We start from the raw sequence: 20,075 nt of genomic DNA, 5'->3' as shown, positions 1-20,075 counted from the left end.
GACATACCGGGCGGGACACTGCTTTGTCCACGGCGGTCCGGGACCGGGGCCTGGCAGTTTCCTGCCGGATCAGCCCACAATGCCCGGAAGAATCAACCCGCCACCCGGCCCGCCAGACCCAGCGCCTCCGCGGTCCGGGCCATGGTCTGCCGGGCCAGCCGCGCGTCGTCGGCCAGACTGTGCCCCAGCGTCGGCATCAACTCCCGCAGCCGCGGCTCCCAGATCCGGGCATAGCGCGGAAAGCAGCGCTGCAGCACCTCGAGCAGCACCACCGGCGCCGTCGACGCGCCCGGGCTCGCCCCCAGTACCGCGGCGATCGACCCGTCCTGCGCGGCCACCACCTCGGTGCCGAACTCGAGCACCCCGCCGCGTTCGGCGTCCGGCTTCACCAGCTGGGCGCGCTGCCCGGCGGTGATCAGCGACCAGTCGTCGGCGCGCGCCTCGGGCACGAACTCGCGCAGCGCGGCCAGCTTCTTCTTCCGGGTCGAGGCCAGCTGCCCGGCCAGCAACCGCAGCAGCTCGGTATTCGCCTTCAACATGGCCGCGATGGACCCGGCATTGCCCGCCCGCAGCGAGGCCGGGGCGTCGAGCAGCGAACCCCGTTTCAGGAAGCGGGGATTCGCGCCCGCGTACGGCCCGAACAGCAGGGCCCGTTCCCCGTTCACGATGCGAGTGTCCAAGTGCGGCATGGCGATCGACGGCGCGCCCGACAGCGCCCGCCCGTACACCTTGGCGTCGTGCCCGGCCGCCACCTCGGGATTGTCGCAGCGCAGGAACCGGCCGCTGACCGGCAGCAGACCGTAGCCGTCGGCCTCGGGAATCCCGGCCTTCTGCAGGATCTTCAGCGCCCAGCCGCCCGCGCCGGCGAAGACGAAACGGGCGTCGGCCTTGCGGGTGAGCCGGTCGTTGTCGGTGCGCCAGTCCACCCGCAGCTGCCAGGTGCCGTCATTGTTGCGGCGCAGTCCGCGCACCTCGCAATTGCGGTGGATCTCCACGTCCTGCCAGCGCAGCCAATGGAACAGCTGCCGGGTCAGTTCACCGAAATCGACATCGCTGCCGGTGATGTCGCGGGTGGCGGCGATCGGCTCGCCGTCGTCGCGGCCCGCGGTGAGCAGCGGCGCCCATTCGCCGATCACCGCCGGATCGTCACTGAACTTCATATTCGCGAAAAGGTGATGCGCGGACATGGCTTCGTGGCGGCGGCGCAGGAAATCCACCTCGGTCTTGCCGCGCGCCAGCGTCATATGCGGGACCGGATTGATGAAGGTCTCCGGATTGCCCAGAATCCCCGAGCCCACCAGCGACGCCCACAATTGCCGGGTCAACTGGAACTGTTCATTCAGCGCGAGCGCCGGCTCGATATCGATGGAGCCGTCGGGATTCTCGCCGGTGTAATCGAGTTCGCACAGTCCCGCGTGCCCGGTGCCCGAATTGTTCCAGGCCGCCGACGCTTCGAGACCGACCTCCGGCAATCGCTCGTAGACCCCGATGGTCCAGCTGGGTTCCAGATGCTTGATCAGCACCGCGAGCGTCGCGCTCATGATGCCGCCGCCGATCAGCACGACGTCGTAGGGACGTAGCGGCAGTTGTGTTCTCATCGTCATTACCTGGAACCCCGATTGAATTCGTACAGCGGGCGTGCTGGCACCAACGACCGGCCCGCCAGGGCGGCCTCGAGAACACTAATGCCGAAGCCCTCTCAGCGCACGCGGAGGGCGGGGAACACTCAATTCGCGGACTTGCGGGCCCGGTACGCGGCGACCGCGTTGCGATTGGTGCAGGCCGTCGAACAGTAGCGACGGGAACGGTTGCGGGACAGGTCCAGCACGATGCCCGCACAGGAGTCGTCGGCACAGATCGACAGGCGGGAGAGCTCGTCGGCGCGGATCAGGTCGATCATCGCCATGGCCGTCTCCACGGCGATCCGGACCTGCAGCGGAGCCTGGGGCGGGACCGCGTGGATGTGGTAGTCGAGGCCGTCGTGGCGGACCAGTTCGGGGACCGCGCGATGCTCGGCGAGGATGGCGTTCACCACAGCGACGGCGATGTCGCGGTCGGCGGTGAGCAGCCGGCGCAGCGGCGCGCGCTGGGCGCGGACCGCCGCGAGTTCGGCGGCGGTCCCGGCATGCGCCCCGGTGTAGCGGTGCTTCTCGAAGAAGGCGTCCAGCTGGGCGATCTCGGTCAGGGTGTCCGGCTCCTCGGCCGAGTTCACCAGCTCGACCGCCGCGGCCAGGGAGGCCACCGTGTCATCAGCGAAAAGCACGTTGACATATTACACACACGGCCTTTAGCGTCATTTGTCATGGCGACTTTGACTCATGACAGGACGGTGGTGTCACACCGGATCCGCTCCGGGCTGATCTGTGCCGCCCTGTCGGCCGCCGCGTTCGGGCTCTCCGGCCCACTGGCCCGCGGACTCATCGACGCGGGCTGGAGCCCCGCCGCCGTCGTCATCGTCCGCGTCCTTCTCGGCGCGGCCGTGCTGCTGCCCGCCGCCGTCGTGCGATTGCGCGGCGACTGGGACATGCTGCGGCGCAATATCTCCCTGCTCGCGGGATACGGGCTGCTGGCCGTCGCCACCGCGCAGTTGTCGTACTTCAATGCCGTCGCCCACATGGATGTCGGCGTCGCGCTGCTCATCGAATACACCGCGCCGATCGCCGTGGTGGTGTGGTTGTGGCTGCGGCACAGCCAGAAGCCCGGTCGCGCAACCGTTCTCGGCGCGATCATCGGGGTGACCGGACTGGTCATGGTGCTCAACCTGCGATCGGGCGCCAGCACCAGCTGGGTCGGCATCGCCTGGGCCCTGGGCGCGATGGTCGGCGCGGCCGCCTATTTCATCCTGAGCGCGCACGCCGGGGACGCGGTGCCCGGCACCGTACTGGCCGCCAGCGGACTACTGGTCGGCGGACTGGGCATCCTGGCCGCGGGCCTGCTCGGTGTCGTCCCGCTGCACGCCACCACCACTCCCGTTGCCTTCCAGGGGTTCACCGTGGACTGGTGGGTGCCGCTGCTCGCGCTCGGCGTGATCACGGCCGCCGTCTCCTATGTCACCGGTATCGCCGCCACCCGGCTGCTCGGGTCACGCCTGGCATCCTTCGCGGCGCTCGCCGAGGTGCTGGCCGCCATCCTGTTCTCGTGGGCGCTGCTGGGCCAGACCCCTGCGCCGATCCAATTGTTCGGTGGCGCTTTGATTCTCATCGGCGTCGTGGTCGTGCGACTCGGGGAACCCGCCGACGACACGAATGCGCCATAATGCTTCACATCTCGAGTTGATAACGGTAGTTTGTCGCAAAGGTCGGGAAACCTATCGCAAACTCGAGGAACAGCCACCATGGGTATCACCAAATACGTTGCGCCCGCCTTGCTTTGCTTGACCGCGACCACCGTCGCCGGCACGGCCACCGCCGCGCCCGAGCAGGCCCCCGCGCAGCCCGCCCTGCAGATCAAGGGCACCGATCACAGCATCGGCTACGACGTGGCGCTCTCCTCGGACCACCGCTCCGCGGTCAGCACCCTGCGGGCCGGGCAGTTCCTCGCCACCTGGGACGGCGAGGCCGTCATCGTCACCGACGACAAGGGCGCCCTGGTCTCCACCGTGCCCCTGAAATACGACATCGACGGCAAGACAGCGGAATTCACCCCGGTCATCGACCAGAGCAACCGCCGCCTCACCCTCACCCCGGTCGCCGCGTCCGACACCGAACTGCGGGATGTCGACGCCCAGCAGCACTTCTTCGACGTAGTCCAGGCCAATATGCCCGCGGTCGCCACCGGCGCGGCCATCGGCGCCACCATCGGCTTCATCGCGGGCTTCCCGCTCGGCCTGTTCGTCCTGGACTTCATCACCGCCCCGCTGCTCGCGGTGATCGGCGGCGTGGTCGGCGGGGCCATCGGCCTGCAGATGTCCGGCGGCCACGAGGCCTCGGAGGCCGCGCTCGCCTACGTCGACACCCTGGCCCCCGGCGCGTCGAACATCTTCCGGCCCGCCTTCGCCGCCATCCCGACTCCCCCGCCCGCCAACTGACGCCTCCCCCACCGGGATTCACGCCAGGAAGCTGACCGACTCCACCGGCATGCTGTTGTTCCAGTGGTACCACCACACGTTCATCTCCTGCGCGAGATCGAAACGGAAGGTGTGGCCATTGCCGGGGCCGTCCACAATCGTCCACAGGCCGTTCGGCTGGCCGATCACCTGACTGACACTGCCGTCGGTCCAGTCGAATCTGCCCAGCGACGGCGAATCGAGGGCGTTGAACGGCAATTCGGCGGTGAAATGGCCGGATTCGATGCCGGGCAGCAGCGGGCTCGAGCAGGCCCAGACGTCCGCCTCGCGGTGGACGCTCTGGCCCACGCTGCCGGTCCCCGGAATCAGCGCGCCGGTCAGGACGCCGCCGTGGCGGCAGCCTCCCAGTGCGCCACCGGGATCGGCGGCGGCGAACGGCAGCGACAACGCGAGCGGCAGGGACAGGGCCGCTCCGCAGCAGACGGCCGAAACGAGAGCACTTCGAGCGAACACGTCAGCTCCTCCCCTGAAACGGGGGCCGGTTACTTCGTCGCAAACAGCATAGACCCGCGCACCACGCTCGAGCGGGAAAAGAGTTCGGCCCCCGCTCCATTTCGGAGCGGGGGCGGAATTCTATTGCCTGGCTACACGCTTAGCGGTAATCGCTGAAGCCGTAGTCGTCCAGCGGAACCGCGGCACCGGTGGAGGTGCCGAAGCCGTCCGGGCTGTAGTAGCTGTCGTCGTAGGACGGGACAGCGTACGCCGCCTGGCGGGCCTCTTCGGTCGGCTGCACCTGGATGTTGCGGTAGCGGTTGATACCGGTACCGGCCGGGATCAGCTTACCGATGATCACGTTCTCCTTCAGGCCGATCAGCTTGTCGGAGCGGCAGTTGATCGCGGCGTCCGTGAGCACGCGGGTGGTCTCCTGGAAGGAGGCCGCCGACAGCCACGAATCGGTCGCGAGCGACGCCTTGGTGATACCCATGAGCACCGGACGACCCGAGGCGGGCTCGCCACCCTCCGCGACCACGCGGCGGTTGGCGGACTCGAACTCGGCGCGCTCCACCAGCGAACCCGGGAGGAACTCGGTCGCACCCGAATCGATGATGGTGACGCGGCGCAGCATCTGGCGAACGATCACCTCGATGTGCTTGTCGTGGATGGACACACCCTGCGAGCGGTACACCTCCTGGACCTCGTGGACCAGGTGGACCTGCACCTGACGCGGACCCATCACGCGCAGCACCTCGTGCGGATCGGCCGAGCCCTCGAGCAGCTGCTGACCGACCTCGACGTGGTCACCGTCGGCCAGGAGACGCTCGGAGCCGTCCTCATGCTTGAACACCCGCAGACGCTGACGCTTCGACAGCTTGTCGTACAGGACCTCGTCCGACCCGTCGTCCGGGATGATCGTGATCTTGTAGAAGCGGTCGTCGTCCTCGAGCCGCACGCGACCCGACACCTCGGCGATGGGGGCCTTGCCCTTGGGCACACGAGCCTCGAAGAGCTCCTGCACGCGGGGCAGACCACCCGTGATGTCGTCACCCGCGACACCACCCTGGTGGAAGGTACGCATGGTCAGCTGGGTACCGGGCTCACCGATGGACTGCGCGGCGACGATACCGACGGCCTCACCGATGTCCACCAGCTTGCCGGTCGCCATCGAGCGGCCGTAGCAGGTGGCGCAGACGCCGGTGCCGGTGGTGCAGGTCAGCACGGAGCGGACCTTCACCTCGGTGATGCCGGCCTCGAGCAGCGCCTCCAGGGCGGGGTCGCCCAGGTCGTGGCCCTTCTCGACGACGACATTGCCGTTGGCGTCGATCGCGTCGGTCGCCAGGGTGCGAGCGTAGGTGCTGGTCTCGACGTGCGCGTCACGGATGACGGAGCCGTCGGCCTGCTTCTCCGCGATCGGCACCACGATGCCGCGCTCGGTGCCACAGTCGGTCTCGCGCACGATGACGTCCTGCGACACGTCCACCAGACGACGGGTCAGGTAACCCGAGTCGGCGGTACGAAGCGCGGTGTCGGCCAGACCCTTTCGCGCACCGTGGGTGTTGATGAAGTACTCCAGAACCGTCAGGCCCTCGCGGAAGGAGGACTTGATCGGCTGCGGGATGAACTCACCCTTCGGGTTCGTCACCAGACCCTTCATACCGGCGAGGGTACGAGTCTGGGTGAAGTTACCCGTGGCGCCCGAGTCGACGATCGTGATGATCGGGTTGTCGGCCGGGTAGTGCGCACGCAGCGCCTTACCGACCTCTTCGGTCGCTTCCTGCCAGATCTTGACCAGGGCGTTGTTGCGCTCCTGGTGGTCGAGAGCACCACGCTGGTACTTCTTCTCGATCTGGTCGGCCTGCGCGTCGTAGCGCGCCATGATCTCCGCCTTCTCCGGCGGAACGAGCACGTCCGACATGGAGACGGTGACACCCGAACGCGTGGCCCAGTAGAAGCCGGCGTCCTTGAGCTTGTCGACGGTCTGCGCGACCACGATCATCGGGTAGCGCTCGGCGAGATCGTTGATGATCGCCGCCTGACGCTTCTTCGGCATCGGCTCGTCGATGAACGCGTAGTCCGCCGGGAGCAGATCGTTGAAGAGCACGCGACCCAGGGTGGTCTTGCAGGTCCACGCGTCGCCACGCTGCCAGCCGTCCGGGAACAGCTCGGCCTCGACGTCCTTCGGCGGACGCTGATCGGTCAGGCGGACCTTGATCAGCGAACGCACGGTCAGGTCGCCGCGGTCCACGGCCATCTGCGCCTCGGCGGGCGAGGAGTAGACGCCGAACTCGGCCTCGTCCTTGGTGGCGGCCTTGTACTCGCCGACCGCGCCCTCTTCCAGACGGGTCAGGTAGTACAGGCCGGTCACCATGTCCAGACGCGGCATGGCGAGCGGACGACCCGAGGCCGGCGACAGGATGTTGTTCGAGGACAGCATCAGGATGCGGGCCTCGGCCTGCGCCTCCGCGGACAGCGGGAGGTGCACGGCCATCTGGTCACCGTCGAAGTCGGCGTTGAACGCCTCACACACGAGCGGGTGCAGCTGGATGGCCTTACCTTCGACCAGCAGCGGCTCGAAGGCCTGGATACCCAGGCGGTGCAGAGTGGGCGCACGGTTCAGCAGCACCGGGTGCTCGGAGATGACCTCTTCGAGGACATCCCACACCTGGGGACGCTGACGCTCGACCATCCGCTTGGCGGACTTGATGTTCTGCGCGTGGTTCAGGTCGACCAGACGCTTCATGACGAACGGCTTGAACAGCTCGAGCGCCATCAGCTTGGGCAGACCACACTGGTGCAGCTTCAGCTGCGGACCGACCACGATGACCGAACGGCCGGAGTAGTCGACACGCTTACCGAGCAGGTTCTGACGGAAACGACCCTGCTTGCCCTTGAGCAGATCGCTCAGGGACTTCAGCGGGCGGTTACCCGGACCGGTGACCGGACGGCCGCGACGGCCGTTGTCGAACAGCGCGTCCACCGACTCCTGAAGCATGCGCTTCTCGTTGTTCACGATGATCTCGGGCGCGCCCAGATCGATCAGTCGCTTCAAACGGTTGTTGCGGTTGATGACGCGGCGGTACAGGTCGTTCAGGTCGGAGGTCGCGAAGCGGCCACCGTCGAGCTGCACCATCGGGCGCAGCTCCGGCGGGATCACCGGAACGGCGTCGAGGACCATGCCCATCGGCGAGTTGCCGTTGGTCTGGAACGCGGCCACGACCTTCAGACGCTTCAGGGCGCGAAGCTTCTTCTGGCCCTTGCCCGTCCGGATGGTCTCGCGCAGGTTCTCGGCCTCCGCGGCGATGTCGAAGGTCTCCATGAGCTTCTGGATCGCCTCGGCGCCCATGGCGCCGGTGAAGTACTCGCCGTAGCGGTCCTGCAGCTCGCGGTAGATCACCTCGTCGATGATCAGCTGCTTCTTGGCCAGCTTGGTGAAGGTGGTCCAGATCTCGTCGAGCCGGTCCAGCTCACGCTGGGCGCGGTCGCGCAGCTGACGCATCTCGCGCTCGCCGCCGTCCTTGACCTTGCGGCGGACGTCGGACTTGGCGCCCTCGGCCTCCAGCTCGGCCAGGTCGGCTTCCAGCTTCTGGGCGCGGGCCTCGAGGTCGGCGTCACGCTGGTCGGCGACGGTCTTCTTCTCGACCTCCATCTCCGCCTCGAGCGTGGAGAGCTCGTTGTGACGCAGCTCGTCGTCCACCGAGGTGATGACGTACGCGGCGAAGTAGATGATCTTTTCCAGATCCTTCGGCGCGAGGTCGAGCAGGTAGCCCAGACGCGACGGGACACCCTTGAAGTACCAGATGTGGGTGACCGGAGCGGCCAGCTCGATGTGGCCCATGCGCTCACGACGCACCTTGGCGCGAGTCACCTCGACACCACAGCGCTCGCAGATGATGCCCTTGAAGCGGACGCGCTTGTACTTACCGCAGTAGCACTCCCAGTCCCGGGTGGGACCGAAGATCTTCTCGCAGAAGAGGCCGTCCTTCTCCGGCTTCAGCGTGCGGTAGTTGATGGTCTCCGGCTTCTTGACCTCGCCGAAAGACCAGTTACGAATGTCTTCGGCGGTCGCCAGGCCGATCCGGAGTTCATCGAAGAAGTTGACGTCTAGCACGTAACTTCCTTTCCCCTGTTCGGGTTGAGTATGAGCAAAAGTTCGCTAAATCCGTTGCCCGGGAAGGCTTCTCGAATCCGATCGGCCTTCCCGGACCGATCGCTCACTGCGCCAGGTCGTCGACCGTCGCAGCCTCGTTGCGGGACAGGTTGATACCCAGGTTCGCCGCGGCGCGCTCCAGGTCCTCGTCGTCACCGTCACGCATCTCGATGGCGGCGCCGTCCGAGGACAGCACCTCCACGTTGAGGCACAGCGACTGGAGTTCCTTGAGCAGAACCTTGAACGACTCCGGGATACCCGGCTCCGGAATGTTCTCGCCCTTGACGATGGCCTCGTACACCTTCACGCGGCCGACCACGTCGTCCGACTTGATGGTGAGGAGTTCCTGCAGGGTGTAGGCCGCGCCGTACGCCTGCATGGCCCAACATTCCATTTCACCGAAGCGCTGACCACCGAACTGCGCCTTACCACCCAGCGGCTGCTGCGTGATCATCGAGTACGGACCGGTCGAACGCGCGTGGATCTTGTCGTCGACCAGGTGGTGCAGCTTCAGGATGTACATGTAGCCGACGGACACCGGGTACGGGAACGGCTCACCGGAGCGACCGTCCAGCAGGATCGCCTTGCCGTCGTCGTTGATCATCTTCTCGCCGTCGCGGTTCGGCAGAGTCGAACCGAGCAGGCCGGTCAGCTCCTCCTCGCGCGCACCGTCGAACACCGGGGTGGCGATGTTCGTGTCGGCGGGCTGACCGATCATCTCGGCCGGCAGGTTCTTCGCCCAATCGGGAGAACCCTCGACCTGCCAACCGGTCTTGGCGATGTAACCCAGGTGGGTTTCCAGCACCTGACCGATGTTCATACGACGCGGCACACCGTGGGTGTTCAGGATGATGTCGACCGGGGTGCCGTCGGGCAGGAACGGCATGTCCTCCTGCGGGAGGATCTTGCCGATGACGCCCTTGTTGCCGTGGCGACCGGCGAGCTTGTCGCCGTCCTGGATCTTGCGCTTCTGCGCGACGTAGACGCGGACCAGCTCGTTGACGCCCGGGGGCAGATCGTCGTCGTCGTCACGCGAGAACACGCGCACGCCGATGACCTTGCCGGACTCACCGTGGGGCACCTTCAGGGAGGTGTCGCGGACCTCGCGGGCCTTCTCACCGAAGATGGCGCGCAGCAGGCGCTCCTCGGGGGTCAGCTCGGTCTCACCCTTCGGGGTGACCTTGCCGACCAGGATGTCGCCGTCACGGACCTCCGCGCCGATGCGCACGATGCCACGCTCGTCCAGGTCCGCCAGGACCTCGTCGGAGACGTTCGGGATGTCCCGGGTGATCTCCTCGGCGCCGAGCTTGGTGTCGCGAGCGTCGATCTCGTGCTCCTCGATGTGGATCGAGGTGAGCACGTCGTCCTCCACGAGGCGCTGCGACAGGATGATCGCGTCCTCGTAGTTGTGGCCTTCCCACGGCATGATCGCCACGAGCAGGTTCTTGCCCAGGGCCATCTCACCGTTCTCGGTGCACGGACCGTCGGCGAGCACGTGCCCGGCCTCCACGCGGGTGCCCTCGTCCACGATCGGACGCTGGTTGGCGCAGGTGCCCTGGTTGGAGCGCTCGAACTTGCGCAGGCGGTACGAACGACGGGTGCCGTCGTCGTGCATGACGGTGATGAAGTCGGCCGAGACCTCTTCCACCACGCCGGCCTTCTGGTTCACGACCACGTCACCGGCGTCGACCGCGGCGCGCAGCTCCATACCGGTGCCGACCAGCGGCGACTCGGAACGGATCAGCGGCACGGCCTGACGCTGCATGTTCGCGCCCATGAGGGCACGGTTGGCGTCGTCGTGCTCGAGGAACGGGATCATGGCGGTCGCGACCGACACCATCTGGCGCGGCGAGACGTCCATGTAGTCGACCGCGCTGGCGTCGACGTATTCCATTTCCTCGTTGCCGTGGCGGGCGAGCACGCGGTCCTCGAGGAAGCGGCCGTCCGCGTCGACCGGCGAGTTCGCCTGGGCGCGGATGTGGCGGTCCTCTTCGTCGGCGGTGAGGTACTTGACCTCATCGGTGACGCGGCCGTCGACGACCTTGCGGTACGGGGTCTCGATGAAACCGAACGGGTTGACCCGCGCGTAGACCGAGAGCGAACCGATCAGGCCGATGTTCGGGCCTTCCGGGGTCTCGATCGGGCACATGCGGCCGTAGTGCGACGGGTGGACGTCACGGACTTCCAGGCCGGCGCGCTCACGGGACAGACCACCCGGGCCCAGCGCCGACAGACGACGCTTGTGGGTCAGACCCGACAGCGGGTTGTTCTGGTCCATGAACTGCGACAGCTGCGAGGTGCCGAAGAACTCCTTGATCGCCGCCACGACGGGACGGATGTTGATCAGGGTCTGCGGGGTGATGGCCTCGACGTCCTGGGTGGTCATGCGCTCACGCACGACCCGCTCCATACGCGAGAGACCCACGCGGATCTGGTTCTGGATCAGCTCGCCAACCGTCCGCAGACGACGGTTGCCGAAGTGGTCGATGTCGTCGACGTCGACCGGGACCTCGGAGCCGCCGGGGGCGGTCATGAGGCGATCGCCCTGGTGCAGGCGGACCAGGTACTCGATCGTCGCGACGATGTCTTCCTTGGTCAGCGTCGAGCCGGTGACCGGCTGGTCCAGGTTCAGGCCCAGCTTCTTGTTGATCTTGTAGCGACCGACGCGCGCCAGGTCGTAGCGCTTCTCCTTGAAGAACAGGTTCTCCAGCAGGGTCTGCGCGGACTCCTTGGTCGGCGGCTCGCCCGGACGCAGCTTGCGGTAGATGTCGAGCAGCGCCTCGTCCTGACCCGGGGTGGAGTCCTTCTCGAGGGTGGACATCATGATCTCGGAGAAACCGAAGCGCTCGGTGATCTCCTCGGTGGTCAGACCCAGCGCCTTGAGCAGCACGGTGACCGGCTGACGACGCTTGCGGTCGATGCGGACACCGACGGTGTCGCGCTTGTCGACGTCGAACTCCAGCCACGCGCCACGCGACGGGATGACGCGCACGGAGTGCAGCGTCTTCTCGGTGGACTTGTCGATGGACGAGTCGAAGTACACACCCGGCGAACGGACGAGCTGCGACACGACGACGCGCTCGGTGCCGTTGATGATGAACGTGCCCTTGTCGGTCATCATCGGGAAGTCACCCATGAAGACCGTCTGAGACTTGATCTCACCGGTGTTGTTGTTGATGAACTCCGCGGTCACGAACAGCGGAGCCGCATAGGTCATGTCCTTGTCCTTGCACTCCTCGATGGAGGCCTTGACCTCTTCGAAGCGCGGGTCGGAGAAGGACAGCGACATGGAGCCGGAGAAGTCCTCGATCGGAGACAGCTCCTCGAGCACCTCCTCGAGGCCCCCGGTGGGGTTGGTGACGTCGCCGCGCGCGGTGGCACGCTCACGCCAGTCTGCTGAACCGACCAGCCAGGCGAACGATTCGGTTTGTAGATCGAGAAGTCCGGGAACCTCCAGGGGTTCACGAATCTTCGCGAAAGACACCCGCTTCGGGGCTCCGGGGATACCGGCCTTGGTCTGGGTGGAGACTGCCAAGATGCGTCCTTCCAGCACCTAACGCGCGTCGCGTGGTGGTCCGCGACCGTCGCTTGTCTGCTACGAATTCCGCTGGTTACGACCCGAACGAAACCCGAACAGCAGACAGCGGAAGTAACACCGGAAGGCGAAACTTTCGTGATGCGATCGAGGTATGGACAGGAGGCAGCCAGCGCAACGTCCAAAACTACACCCAAACCTACGGGGGTGTCAAAGTACCACCCGTGGCGATCCCCGGGCGTCAACTTCGCCCCGGTGTGTCTGTGTCGATATTCCCGGCGTTCAGATCGCCGATACCGCCACAGCCGAGTGGCGGTCTTCACAAGGTGTCCGGCCGGGCCTCAGAGTCCGCTGGCTGCGTTCACAGTGCCCACGCCGGCGAGTTGTCTCCTGTGACAGCCGCCGCTGTTGTGAATAGCGTGACGGCTAGGACGAAAGTCGTCAAGTGGCGGGCCGAGTTGACAAAACGCGAGATCGCCTGTCGCAGAGCAAGATCACCCTCCGACGTCGCGCAATGCCGGAAAGACGGCGGCGAGCAGGCGATGTGACGACCGACTTGGCGGTGATCCCCGACTCCCGCCGGGGATCTCCACGGCCTACTTGTCGGTGATCTCCGAGGCCAGCCAGTGGCCGTCGGTCTTCTGCATGCGCAGCACGATCGGGCCCGACGCGAGCGGTTCGGGCTTGCCGTCCTTGACGGCGGAGATGTTCAGATTCACCAGCAGCTCGGCCCGGTCGCCGGTGAGCAGCGTCACGCCGATCGGGTCGGTCTTGACCGTGGTGTCGGTCTGGGTCTGCTTGATGGTGTCGACCGTGGTGTCGACGAACTTGGCGAAGTCCTTCTGCATCTTCTCGGTGAGGACCGAGTTGACCGAACCCTTCCACTTGTCGATCTCGGCGGCCTTGTAGCCGTAGAGCGTGGTCAGGGCGTGGTCGGCGGCGGCCTTGACCTCGTCGGTGGCCGCGTTGTCGACGTAGGCGAGATTGCCGGAGCCGGAGTTGGGCTTGCTCACCCAGTGATTCACCGCGCCGACGATCGCGAAGGCCAGCAGCAGGGCCGACAGCCCAGCGCAGACCGTCGCGATGCCCCAGTCGGGCCAAAACCCGCCCTGCCCGGTCCGCTTGGAATACTGTTGCGAGGCACGGTCTTTGGCCGGGCCCCGGCCGCGGATACCGGCCCGGACCCGACCGCGCGGGGTGGCGCGCGAGGCAGTGCTGTCGGAACGCTCGGTGGTGGACCGGGCGCTCACGTCCGCGGCGGTGGTCCGCGACGCGGTGCCGCGCTGGGCGGCCGGTCGGCGCGGGGTGACGCGATTGACGGGTCGTTTCCGGTTGGCCATGGTCACTCCCTCCTAGTTGCCCGGCTTGGGCGCCGTGGTCGGCTGCTGGACGGGCTGTCCGGAGCCCAGCGGCACCGGTTCGCCCAGGTTCTGCGCCTTCTCGGCCTTCCAGGTGCTGCCCTGCTTGACCAGATCGAGGGTCCACAGCTGGCGGAACGAGGCGGGCTGGCCGCCGGGCCAGCTGCGGGTGATCTTCAGGACCGCGAAGGCCGAGGCGTGGTCGCGTTCACTGTTGAGCGAGGTCAGCGTGATGCCCTCGACCGAGGACTCGATGCGGGTCTTGGACTCCTGGGCGGTCTGCTTGAGCTGTTCCTGCCCGTCCTCCTGCTGCTTCAGCAGGTCCCCGGTCATCGATGACCGGATGTTCGCCAGCGACCCGTCGATATCGTCGGGATTGATCGACATGAGGTTGACCGCGGCCTGGCGGGCATCGGTGAGGGCGGCGTCGCGGGCTTCGGCCCGGGACTCGTCCTTGCTGTCCCCGATCCACAGGAACCCGATCACACCGGCGGCGACGACCGAGACGGCCAGTAGACCGGCGGCGCCGATCCGAGCAAGTTTCCGCGGATCGCGAGGTTCGGTGGTGACGGCGTCGGCCTGGGACGCGTCCGGGGTCGTGTCGGGAACCGGCTCGACCGCCGGCTTCTCGAGGTTCGCCCCCGATTCGCTGTCCTTGTCCTGGCTCACGCCGCCACCATACTTTCCTCTCTTGCCGGTCAGTGCTTGGGAGTGATGCCCATGAGGGTGGACAGCTGGGTGGCCACCGGGTTCAGGTTGAGCTTCTCCGGGTCGTACTTGGGCTTGTCGTCCCACGGCTGCGCGACATTGGGGTCGGCCAGTTCGGCGCGGGCCCCGCCGCGCACGGCGGTCTCGCTGCCCTGCGGCACCGCGCAGGTGGCCGCGGTATTGAGCGGGAAGTCGTCGCGGGTGTCGTCGAAGTTGGGGTTCTGGGCCTTCATCTGGTCCAGGATCCGTTGCGTGCCTTCGTATCCCAGCGTGCAGGCGGGCGGGTTGTTGGTCTCGAGCACCAGGCCGAAGTGGGTGGTGCCGTCACCGGGCGCGGTGGAGGAACCGCCGAGCGGCAGCAGCGGCAGCATGGCCAGCACCGGGCCGAGGGCGTAGAACTTCGGCGAGATGGCGTGCAACAGGACCCGCAGGTTGGTGAGGTCCTTGGTGAGGGCCGGGCCGCTCTCCTGCAACAGGCGGTTGATCGAGGAGCCCGCGTCGGTGCCGGTGCCGATGAGGCGGCGGATGTCCGGGTCGCTGGACTTCAGTTGCGCGGTGAGCTTGTCGAGACCGTCGCTGAACTGCAGGATCGCCGGGGACTGTTCGGCCTGGGTGCCCAGCACGGTGTGGGCGGACCGGATCAGGGCCAGGGTCTGCTGCAGGTTGTCGCCGCTCGCGGTGGCGGTGAACTTGTTGAGCGAGTCGATCAGGATCTCGAGGTCGTCGCCCTTGCCGTCGAAGGCCTTGCCGAGCTCGGTGATGGTGGTGGACAACGCCTTCAGGTCGGTGGTGCCGGCGAAGGTGTCGACGCTGGTGAGCAGGTCCTCCACGTGGATGGGCAGCTGCGCGCCGGTGATGACCGAGCCGTCCTTCAGGTACGGCCCGCCGTCGCTGGAGGGCAGCAGGTCCACGAACTGCTCGCCGATGGCGGAGCGGTCGGCGACCACGGCCTTGGCGTTGGCGGGGACCTTGGGCTTGGAGGAGTTCATCTCCAGGGTGATGAGCACGCCGTCCGGGGTGATGTCCAGGTCGCCGACCCGGCCGACCGGGACGCCGCGGTAGGTGACCTCGGCGCCCTTGGACAGGTTGCCGGTCTCGGTGGCCTGCACCTTCACCTTGTACAGCCCGAAGCCGAGCATATTGTCCAGCCGCACGTACTTGGCGCCGACGAAGACGACGCCGAGCACGGCGATGATCGCGAAGGCGATCAGCTGATTACGCACCAGACGAGTCATCGCGGACCACCCACTCCCAGCTGCTCGAGGATCGATCCGAGCGGATCGGTCGGTCCCGGCTGCCCGGTGGGCCGCGCCACGGTGGGCGGCAGGGGCAGCAGCGAGACGGTCGGCCAGCCGCCGCGCGGCCCGTTGCCGTTGTAGTACGGGTTGGTCGGATCCACGTTGACCTGGCGGCCCGCGGGCGGCAGGTACTGCGGATCCGGCTTGCCCACACCGAGATTCGACAGCAGGCCGCCGATCTGCAGGTCCACCGAGAGCCAGGTGTTGACCTGGCCGCCGAACGCCGACTTGATGGCCTCGTCCGGGAACGGATACGTGGGGATGAGCGGGAACGCCGTCACCAGGTCACCGGCCGACGCGCCCAGCGCCTGCAGCGTGGGCCGCAGCGAGGACAGGTCGGTGATCAGGTTCTCCTTGGACTTGTCCAGCACGTCGATCCCGGCCTGGCCGACCCGGTCCAGCTGGGTCAGCAGCTGGATCAGTTGCGGCCGTTGCTCGTTGAGGATCTTGATACCGGCGGGCAGCTCGTCGAGGATCTTGGTGATCTGGGTGGTCTGGGTGCTCACCCGGCTGCTCAGCGTGTTCAGGCTGTCCAGCGCGCGGGTGATATTGCCGACCTGGTCGTCGAGGCCCTTGATCAGGGTGTTGGCCTGGCTCAACAGGTCTCGGACCTTGCCCTCGCGGCCGTCCAGAGTCTTGTTGAGCTCCACGATGATCGGCTGCAGCTGCGCCACGCCGCCGCCGTTGAGCAGCAGCGACAGCGCGCCGAGCACCTGCTCCACCTCGGTGGCGGTGCGGGTGTTCTCGACGGGGATGCGGGCCCCGTCCTTCAGGCGCGCGGAGTCGGCGTCCTTGGCGGGCGCGGACAGCTCGATGTACTTCTCGCCCAGCAGGTTGGTCTGCTTGACCTCGGCACGGGCATTGGCGGGCAGGTTCACATCATCGTTGACCAGCACCTGCACGCTGGCTTCCCAAGCGTTGTCAGGGGCGATGCGGATCTTGTCGACCCGGCCCACGGCCACGCCGTCCACCTTCACCGTGGACTGCGGGACCAGGTCCAGCACGTCGGCGAAGCGGATGTCGAGGTGCAGCGGATGCTTGCCGATGTCCGGGCCGCCGGGCAGCGGAATGCTGTCCGCGCTACAGCCCGCCGCCACCAGCGTCACCGCGCCGAGCGAGGTAGCGACCAGCGCCGCGCGCCGGATCCGGTTGGCGCTCATCGCTGTCCACCTTCCTGCTGCGACGGCGGCAGCTGGTCGGACGGATTGCCGGGCACCGAGCCGGGCACCGCGTTGCGCTGTTCGTTCTCGCCGCTGAGGATGCCGAAGGGCAGCACCAGCGACGGCGTCTTCACACCCGCGGTGAGCTGGTCGGTGATCAGCTTGCAGTTGTTCAGGATCGGGCCGAGCTGCCGCGAGATGGCCTCGAACTTGGGGTCGCCGGGACGCAGCTTGCCCAGGTCCAGCATCTTGCAGATGACGCCGAACGGGTCCTGCAGATCGGTGAAGTTGGGGCGCATGTCGAGCGTGCCGGACTCACCGTTGTGCACGTTGATCAGGTTGCTCAGCGCGGTCGGGATGAGCGGCAGCGCCTTGGCCAGATCGTCGCGCTGATCGGCGAGGGTCTGGGTGAGCTTGGTCAGCGCGTCCGCGTTGGACTGCACCAGTTCCCGGTTGTTGTCGATGAACCGGGCCACGTCGCCGAGCGCGACCGAGAGCAGGCTCAGCGCGTCGCCGAGGGTCTGGCGCTCGTCGGACAGGAACCCGGCCAGTGAGGCCAGCTGGGTGTTGAAGGTCCGGACCTGCGCGTCGTTGTCGGCCAGGGTCTGCACGAAGGTCTGCAGGTTCTTGACCGTGTCGAAGATGTCGGTGCGCGAATCGGAGAGCGCATGCGCGGCCTTGGACAGCTGGGTGAAGCTGTTGCCCAGCGCGTCGCCGTTGCCGGCCAAGTTCTCGGCGCCGGTGCGGGCCAGCTGGTTCAGCGCGCCGTCCTTGTTGGCGCCGTTGGGGCCGAGCGCCTCGGACAGTTCGGTGATGCTCTTGTAGAGGCGGTCCACCTCGACCGGGGTCGCGGTGCGCTCCTTCGGGATGGTGGCGTTGCGCCCCATCTTGGGTCCGCCCTTGTAGGCGGGCGCGAGCTGGATGTACCGGTCCGACACCACCGACGGGGTGATCTGGGCGGCCTTGGCGTCGGCGGGGATGTCGTACTTGCGGTCGACCTTCATGACGACCTCGACCACGTCACCCTTGGGGGTCACCGAGTCCACGCGGCCCACCGGCACGCCCAGGACCCGGACGTCCGAGCCCTTGTAGATGCCGATCGACTTGTCGAAATACGCGGTGATCTTGGTGGTTTCGAGCCGGTCGTAGCTCCACCACGCGACACCCGCGAGCACGACCGCCAGGGCGGCCACCACGGCGATGATCTTGCTCTTACGGCCGGTGCCGCTCAACGCGAAGCGCGGGGTGACGGAGCGCAGCGGATTCTTCGCCACGGGTTACCCTCCCAACTTGCGAATCGGATCGCGGTTGCCCGGAATATCGGGCAGCGCGGGCGGAATCAGGTTCGTGATGACCGCGTCGAACCAGCGGCCGGTGCCCAGCACGTTGGAGTACAGCCCGTAGAAGGGCGCCGCCAGCGTGAGGGTCTTGGACAGGTCGGCCTGGTGGTCGTTGAGCAGGTCGATCGTCTTCTCGAGGTTGGTCAGCGCCGGGCCGATCTGCTCCTCGTTGTCCTTGACCAGCGCGGTCAGTTCCGCCGCAACGGTTTTCGCGCCGATCAGCAACTGGCGGATGGCCTGCTGGCGGACATTGAGCTCCGCGATCAGCTGGCCGCCGTTGGCGAGCAGCCGCTCGAACTCCTGATTGCGGTCGGCCAGCACCTTGGAGGTGGTCCGGGTGGCGGCGAACAGCTTCTTGAGCTGGTCGTCACGCTTGGCCAGCGACTCCGAGAGCCGGGCCACGCCGTCGATGGACCCGCGCAGCTGCGGCGGGGTCGCGGAGAAGGCATCCGAGAGCACCTGGAAGCTCTGCGCGAGCTGCCCGGTGTTGGTCTCCTCGATGTTCTTGGCGGCATCACTGAAGGCGTCCACCACGTCGTAGGGAGACACGGTGCGCGACAACGGAATCCGGTCGCGCGGATTCGCGGTGCGGTCGCCCTTGGGGTCGAGCGCCAGGTACTTCTGGCCCAGCAGCGTCTTGATCTGGATGGACGCGGAGGTCTCGTTGCCGATCCAGGCGTCCTGGGTGCGGAAGTCCACCAGCACCTTGTCGCCGTCGAGACGGACATCGGAGACCGCGCCGACCTTCACGCCGGCGATGCGGACCTCGTTGCCCTTCTTCAGGCCCGCGGCCTCGGAGAACTCGGCGGTGTACTTGGTGCCCGCCCCGATCAGCGGCAGCTTGTCCAGGTTGAACGCGGACAAGGTCACCAGCAGCACCAGGATCAGGCCCAGCCCGCCCATGAATGCCGGACTGCGCTTGCCCATGACAATGCGGTCATCCATCAGCGGCCTCCCTTCCCGTGGCAGCGCGGCGCCGGATTCGTGTAGATCGGCTGATTCACCGTCGGCATGTTCTGGAGCGCGGGCGGGAAGTTCAGCTGCGGCGCGTCCTTGATCCCCGGCCCCGCGACGATGTCGATGCCGCACAGATAGAACTGGAACCAGGAGCCGTAGGAGGCGGCGCGGCCCAGCTTCTCCATCTTGATGGGCAGGTTGGTCAGGCCCTCGTCGACCTCGTCCTTGCGGTCGTTGAGCGTGCCGGTCAGCTGGTTCAGGCCCGCGATCGCGCCCTGCAGGTTCGGCCGCACCGGGACCAGCAGGTCGGCGGTGGCCTGGGCCAGACCGCCCAGCGAGGAGACCGCGGAACCGATGGTGCCGCGCTCGGCGTTCAGGCCGGAGACCAGCGCCTCGGTGTTCACGATCAACTGGTCGAGCTGGTCGCCGCGCGCATTGATGCTGTCCAGCACCAGATTCAGGTTCTTGATCAGCTCACCGATCACCGCGTCCTTGTCGGCGATCTTGTTGGTCAGCGAGGCGGTGTTGGCCACCAGGTCCGCGATGGTGCCGGACTCGCCCTGGAAGACCTGGATGATCTCGTAGGACAGCTTGTTGACGTCCTCGGGGGTGAGGGTCTGGAACAGCGGGCGGAAGCCGTTGAACAGCTCGGTCAGACTGACCGCGGGCTTGGTGCGCTCCAGCGGGATCGTCGCGCCCTTGTTCAGCTTGCGGCCCTGCTGCCCGGTCCCCTGCTCCAGCGCGATGTAGCGCTGGCCCACCAGGTTCCGGTACTTGATGGTCGCCGTGGTCGAGGCGGGCAGCCAATCCCGGTCGGTCAGTTCGAATTCCACATTGGCCAGGCGCTTGTCCACGATGGCCACATTGGTCACCTTGCCGACGCGGACACCCGCGACCCGGACCTCGTCACCCTTGTTCAGGGAGGTCACGTCGGTGAAGCGGGCATTGAACTTGGTGCCGCCGCCACCGTAGTTGGCGATGGTGAACGCCAGCACGCCCGTCAGGAAGACCGTGACGAGAATGAAGGCGATCAGTTTGGTCAGCGTCGGCCCGAGACCGCGCAACAGA

At 66.9% G+C, this 20,075-nt stretch carries 14 protein-coding genes; 2 read left to right on the top strand and 12 right to left on the bottom strand.

Annotated elements, in window-relative coordinates; translation table 11 throughout:
• Positions 1–92: 92 nt before the first annotated feature.
• The gene (mqo, locus tag ACFV4K_RS07190; RefSeq protein ID WP_379272782.1) at positions 93–1,598 is read right to left on the bottom strand and encodes a malate dehydrogenase (quinone); all 1,506 of its coding nucleotides are present in this window, start codon (positions 1,596–1,598) and stop codon (positions 93–95) included.
• A 128-nt stretch (positions 1,599–1,726) separates the two neighbouring features.
• Positions 1,727–2,263, bottom strand: a complete 537-nt coding sequence (locus ACFV4K_RS07185) for a CGNR zinc finger domain-containing protein (RefSeq protein ID WP_379272780.1) — start codon at positions 2,261–2,263, stop codon at positions 1,727–1,729.
• A 39-nt stretch (positions 2,264–2,302) separates the two neighbouring features.
• Here ACFV4K_RS07185 and ACFV4K_RS07180 point away from each other — a divergent pair, with 39 nt between their 5' ends.
• Complete coding sequence (locus ACFV4K_RS07180) at positions 2,303–3,256, top strand: DMT family transporter (RefSeq protein ID WP_379272778.1); 954 nt, start codon at positions 2,303–2,305, stop codon at positions 3,254–3,256.
• A gap of 78 nt (positions 3,257–3,334) precedes the next feature.
• On the top strand, positions 3,335–4,027 hold the full coding sequence (locus tag ACFV4K_RS07175; RefSeq protein ID WP_379272777.1) for a hypothetical protein: 693 nt from the start codon (positions 3,335–3,337) through the stop codon (positions 4,025–4,027).
• Positions 4,028–4,045: 18 nt separating this feature from the next.
• Here ACFV4K_RS07175 and ACFV4K_RS07170 read toward each other — a convergent pair whose 3' ends face one another.
• The 10 genes from ACFV4K_RS07170 to ACFV4K_RS07125 all read right to left on the bottom strand — a co-directional run bounded on the left by ACFV4K_RS07170 (position 4,046) and on the right by ACFV4K_RS07125 (position 20,071).
• Positions 4,046–4,519: a hypothetical protein gene (locus tag ACFV4K_RS07170; protein WP_379272775.1), complete on the bottom strand. Its 474-nt coding sequence runs from the start codon at positions 4,517–4,519 to the stop codon at positions 4,046–4,048.
• 139 nt (positions 4,520–4,658) lie between these two features.
• Complete coding sequence (locus ACFV4K_RS07165; protein ID WP_379272773.1) at positions 4,659–8,612, bottom strand: DNA-directed RNA polymerase subunit beta'; 3,954 nt, start codon at positions 8,610–8,612, stop codon at positions 4,659–4,661.
• Between the two features lie 103 nt (positions 8,613–8,715).
• Positions 8,716–12,204 (bottom strand): DNA-directed RNA polymerase subunit beta, encoded by a 3,489-nt coding sequence (locus ACFV4K_RS07160; protein WP_357281766.1) that lies wholly within the window; start codon positions 12,202–12,204, stop codon positions 8,716–8,718.
• Positions 12,205–12,782: 578 nt separating this feature from the next.
• Positions 12,783–13,526, bottom strand: coding sequence for a hypothetical protein (locus tag ACFV4K_RS07155; RefSeq protein WP_379272771.1), 744 nt, complete (start codon positions 13,524–13,526; stop codon positions 12,783–12,785).
• A gap of 12 nt (positions 13,527–13,538) precedes the next feature.
• Positions 13,539–14,213, bottom strand: coding sequence for a hypothetical protein (locus ACFV4K_RS07150; protein WP_379272770.1), 675 nt, complete (start codon positions 14,211–14,213; stop codon positions 13,539–13,541).
• A gap of 29 nt (positions 14,214–14,242) precedes the next feature.
• Positions 14,243–15,487: an MCE family protein gene (locus ACFV4K_RS07145; protein WP_379272768.1), complete on the bottom strand. Its 1,245-nt coding sequence runs from the start codon at positions 15,485–15,487 to the stop codon at positions 14,243–14,245.
• The gene (locus tag ACFV4K_RS07140) at positions 15,484–16,710 is read right to left on the bottom strand and encodes an MCE family protein (RefSeq protein WP_379272766.1); all 1,227 of its coding nucleotides are present in this window, start codon (positions 16,708–16,710) and stop codon (positions 15,484–15,486) included. Before ACFV4K_RS07140 ends, ACFV4K_RS07145 begins: the two co-directional genes overlap by 4 nt.
• Positions 16,707–17,942: an MCE family protein gene (locus ACFV4K_RS07135; RefSeq protein ID WP_379272804.1), complete on the bottom strand. Its 1,236-nt coding sequence runs from the start codon at positions 17,940–17,942 to the stop codon at positions 16,707–16,709. The genes ACFV4K_RS07140 and ACFV4K_RS07135 overlap by 4 nt, the downstream gene beginning before the upstream one ends.
• A 45-nt stretch (positions 17,943–17,987) precedes the next feature.
• Positions 17,988–18,995: an MCE family protein gene (locus tag ACFV4K_RS07130; protein WP_379272765.1), complete on the bottom strand. Its 1,008-nt coding sequence runs from the start codon at positions 18,993–18,995 to the stop codon at positions 17,988–17,990.
• On the bottom strand, positions 18,995–20,071 hold the full coding sequence (locus tag ACFV4K_RS07125; protein WP_379272802.1) for an MCE family protein: 1,077 nt from the start codon (positions 20,069–20,071) through the stop codon (positions 18,995–18,997). The genes ACFV4K_RS07130 and ACFV4K_RS07125 overlap by 1 nt, the downstream gene beginning before the upstream one ends.
• Positions 20,072–20,075: the final 4 nt, after the last annotated feature.

Origin of the sequence: Nocardia sp. NPDC059764 (genome assembly GCF_042732555.1) — a bacterium.
Taxonomy (GTDB): domain Bacteria; phylum Actinomycetota; class Actinomycetes; order Mycobacteriales; family Mycobacteriaceae; genus Nocardia.
The sequence above is the reverse complement of the archived record's forward strand: the minus strand, read 5'-3'. Positions and strand labels throughout refer to the sequence as shown.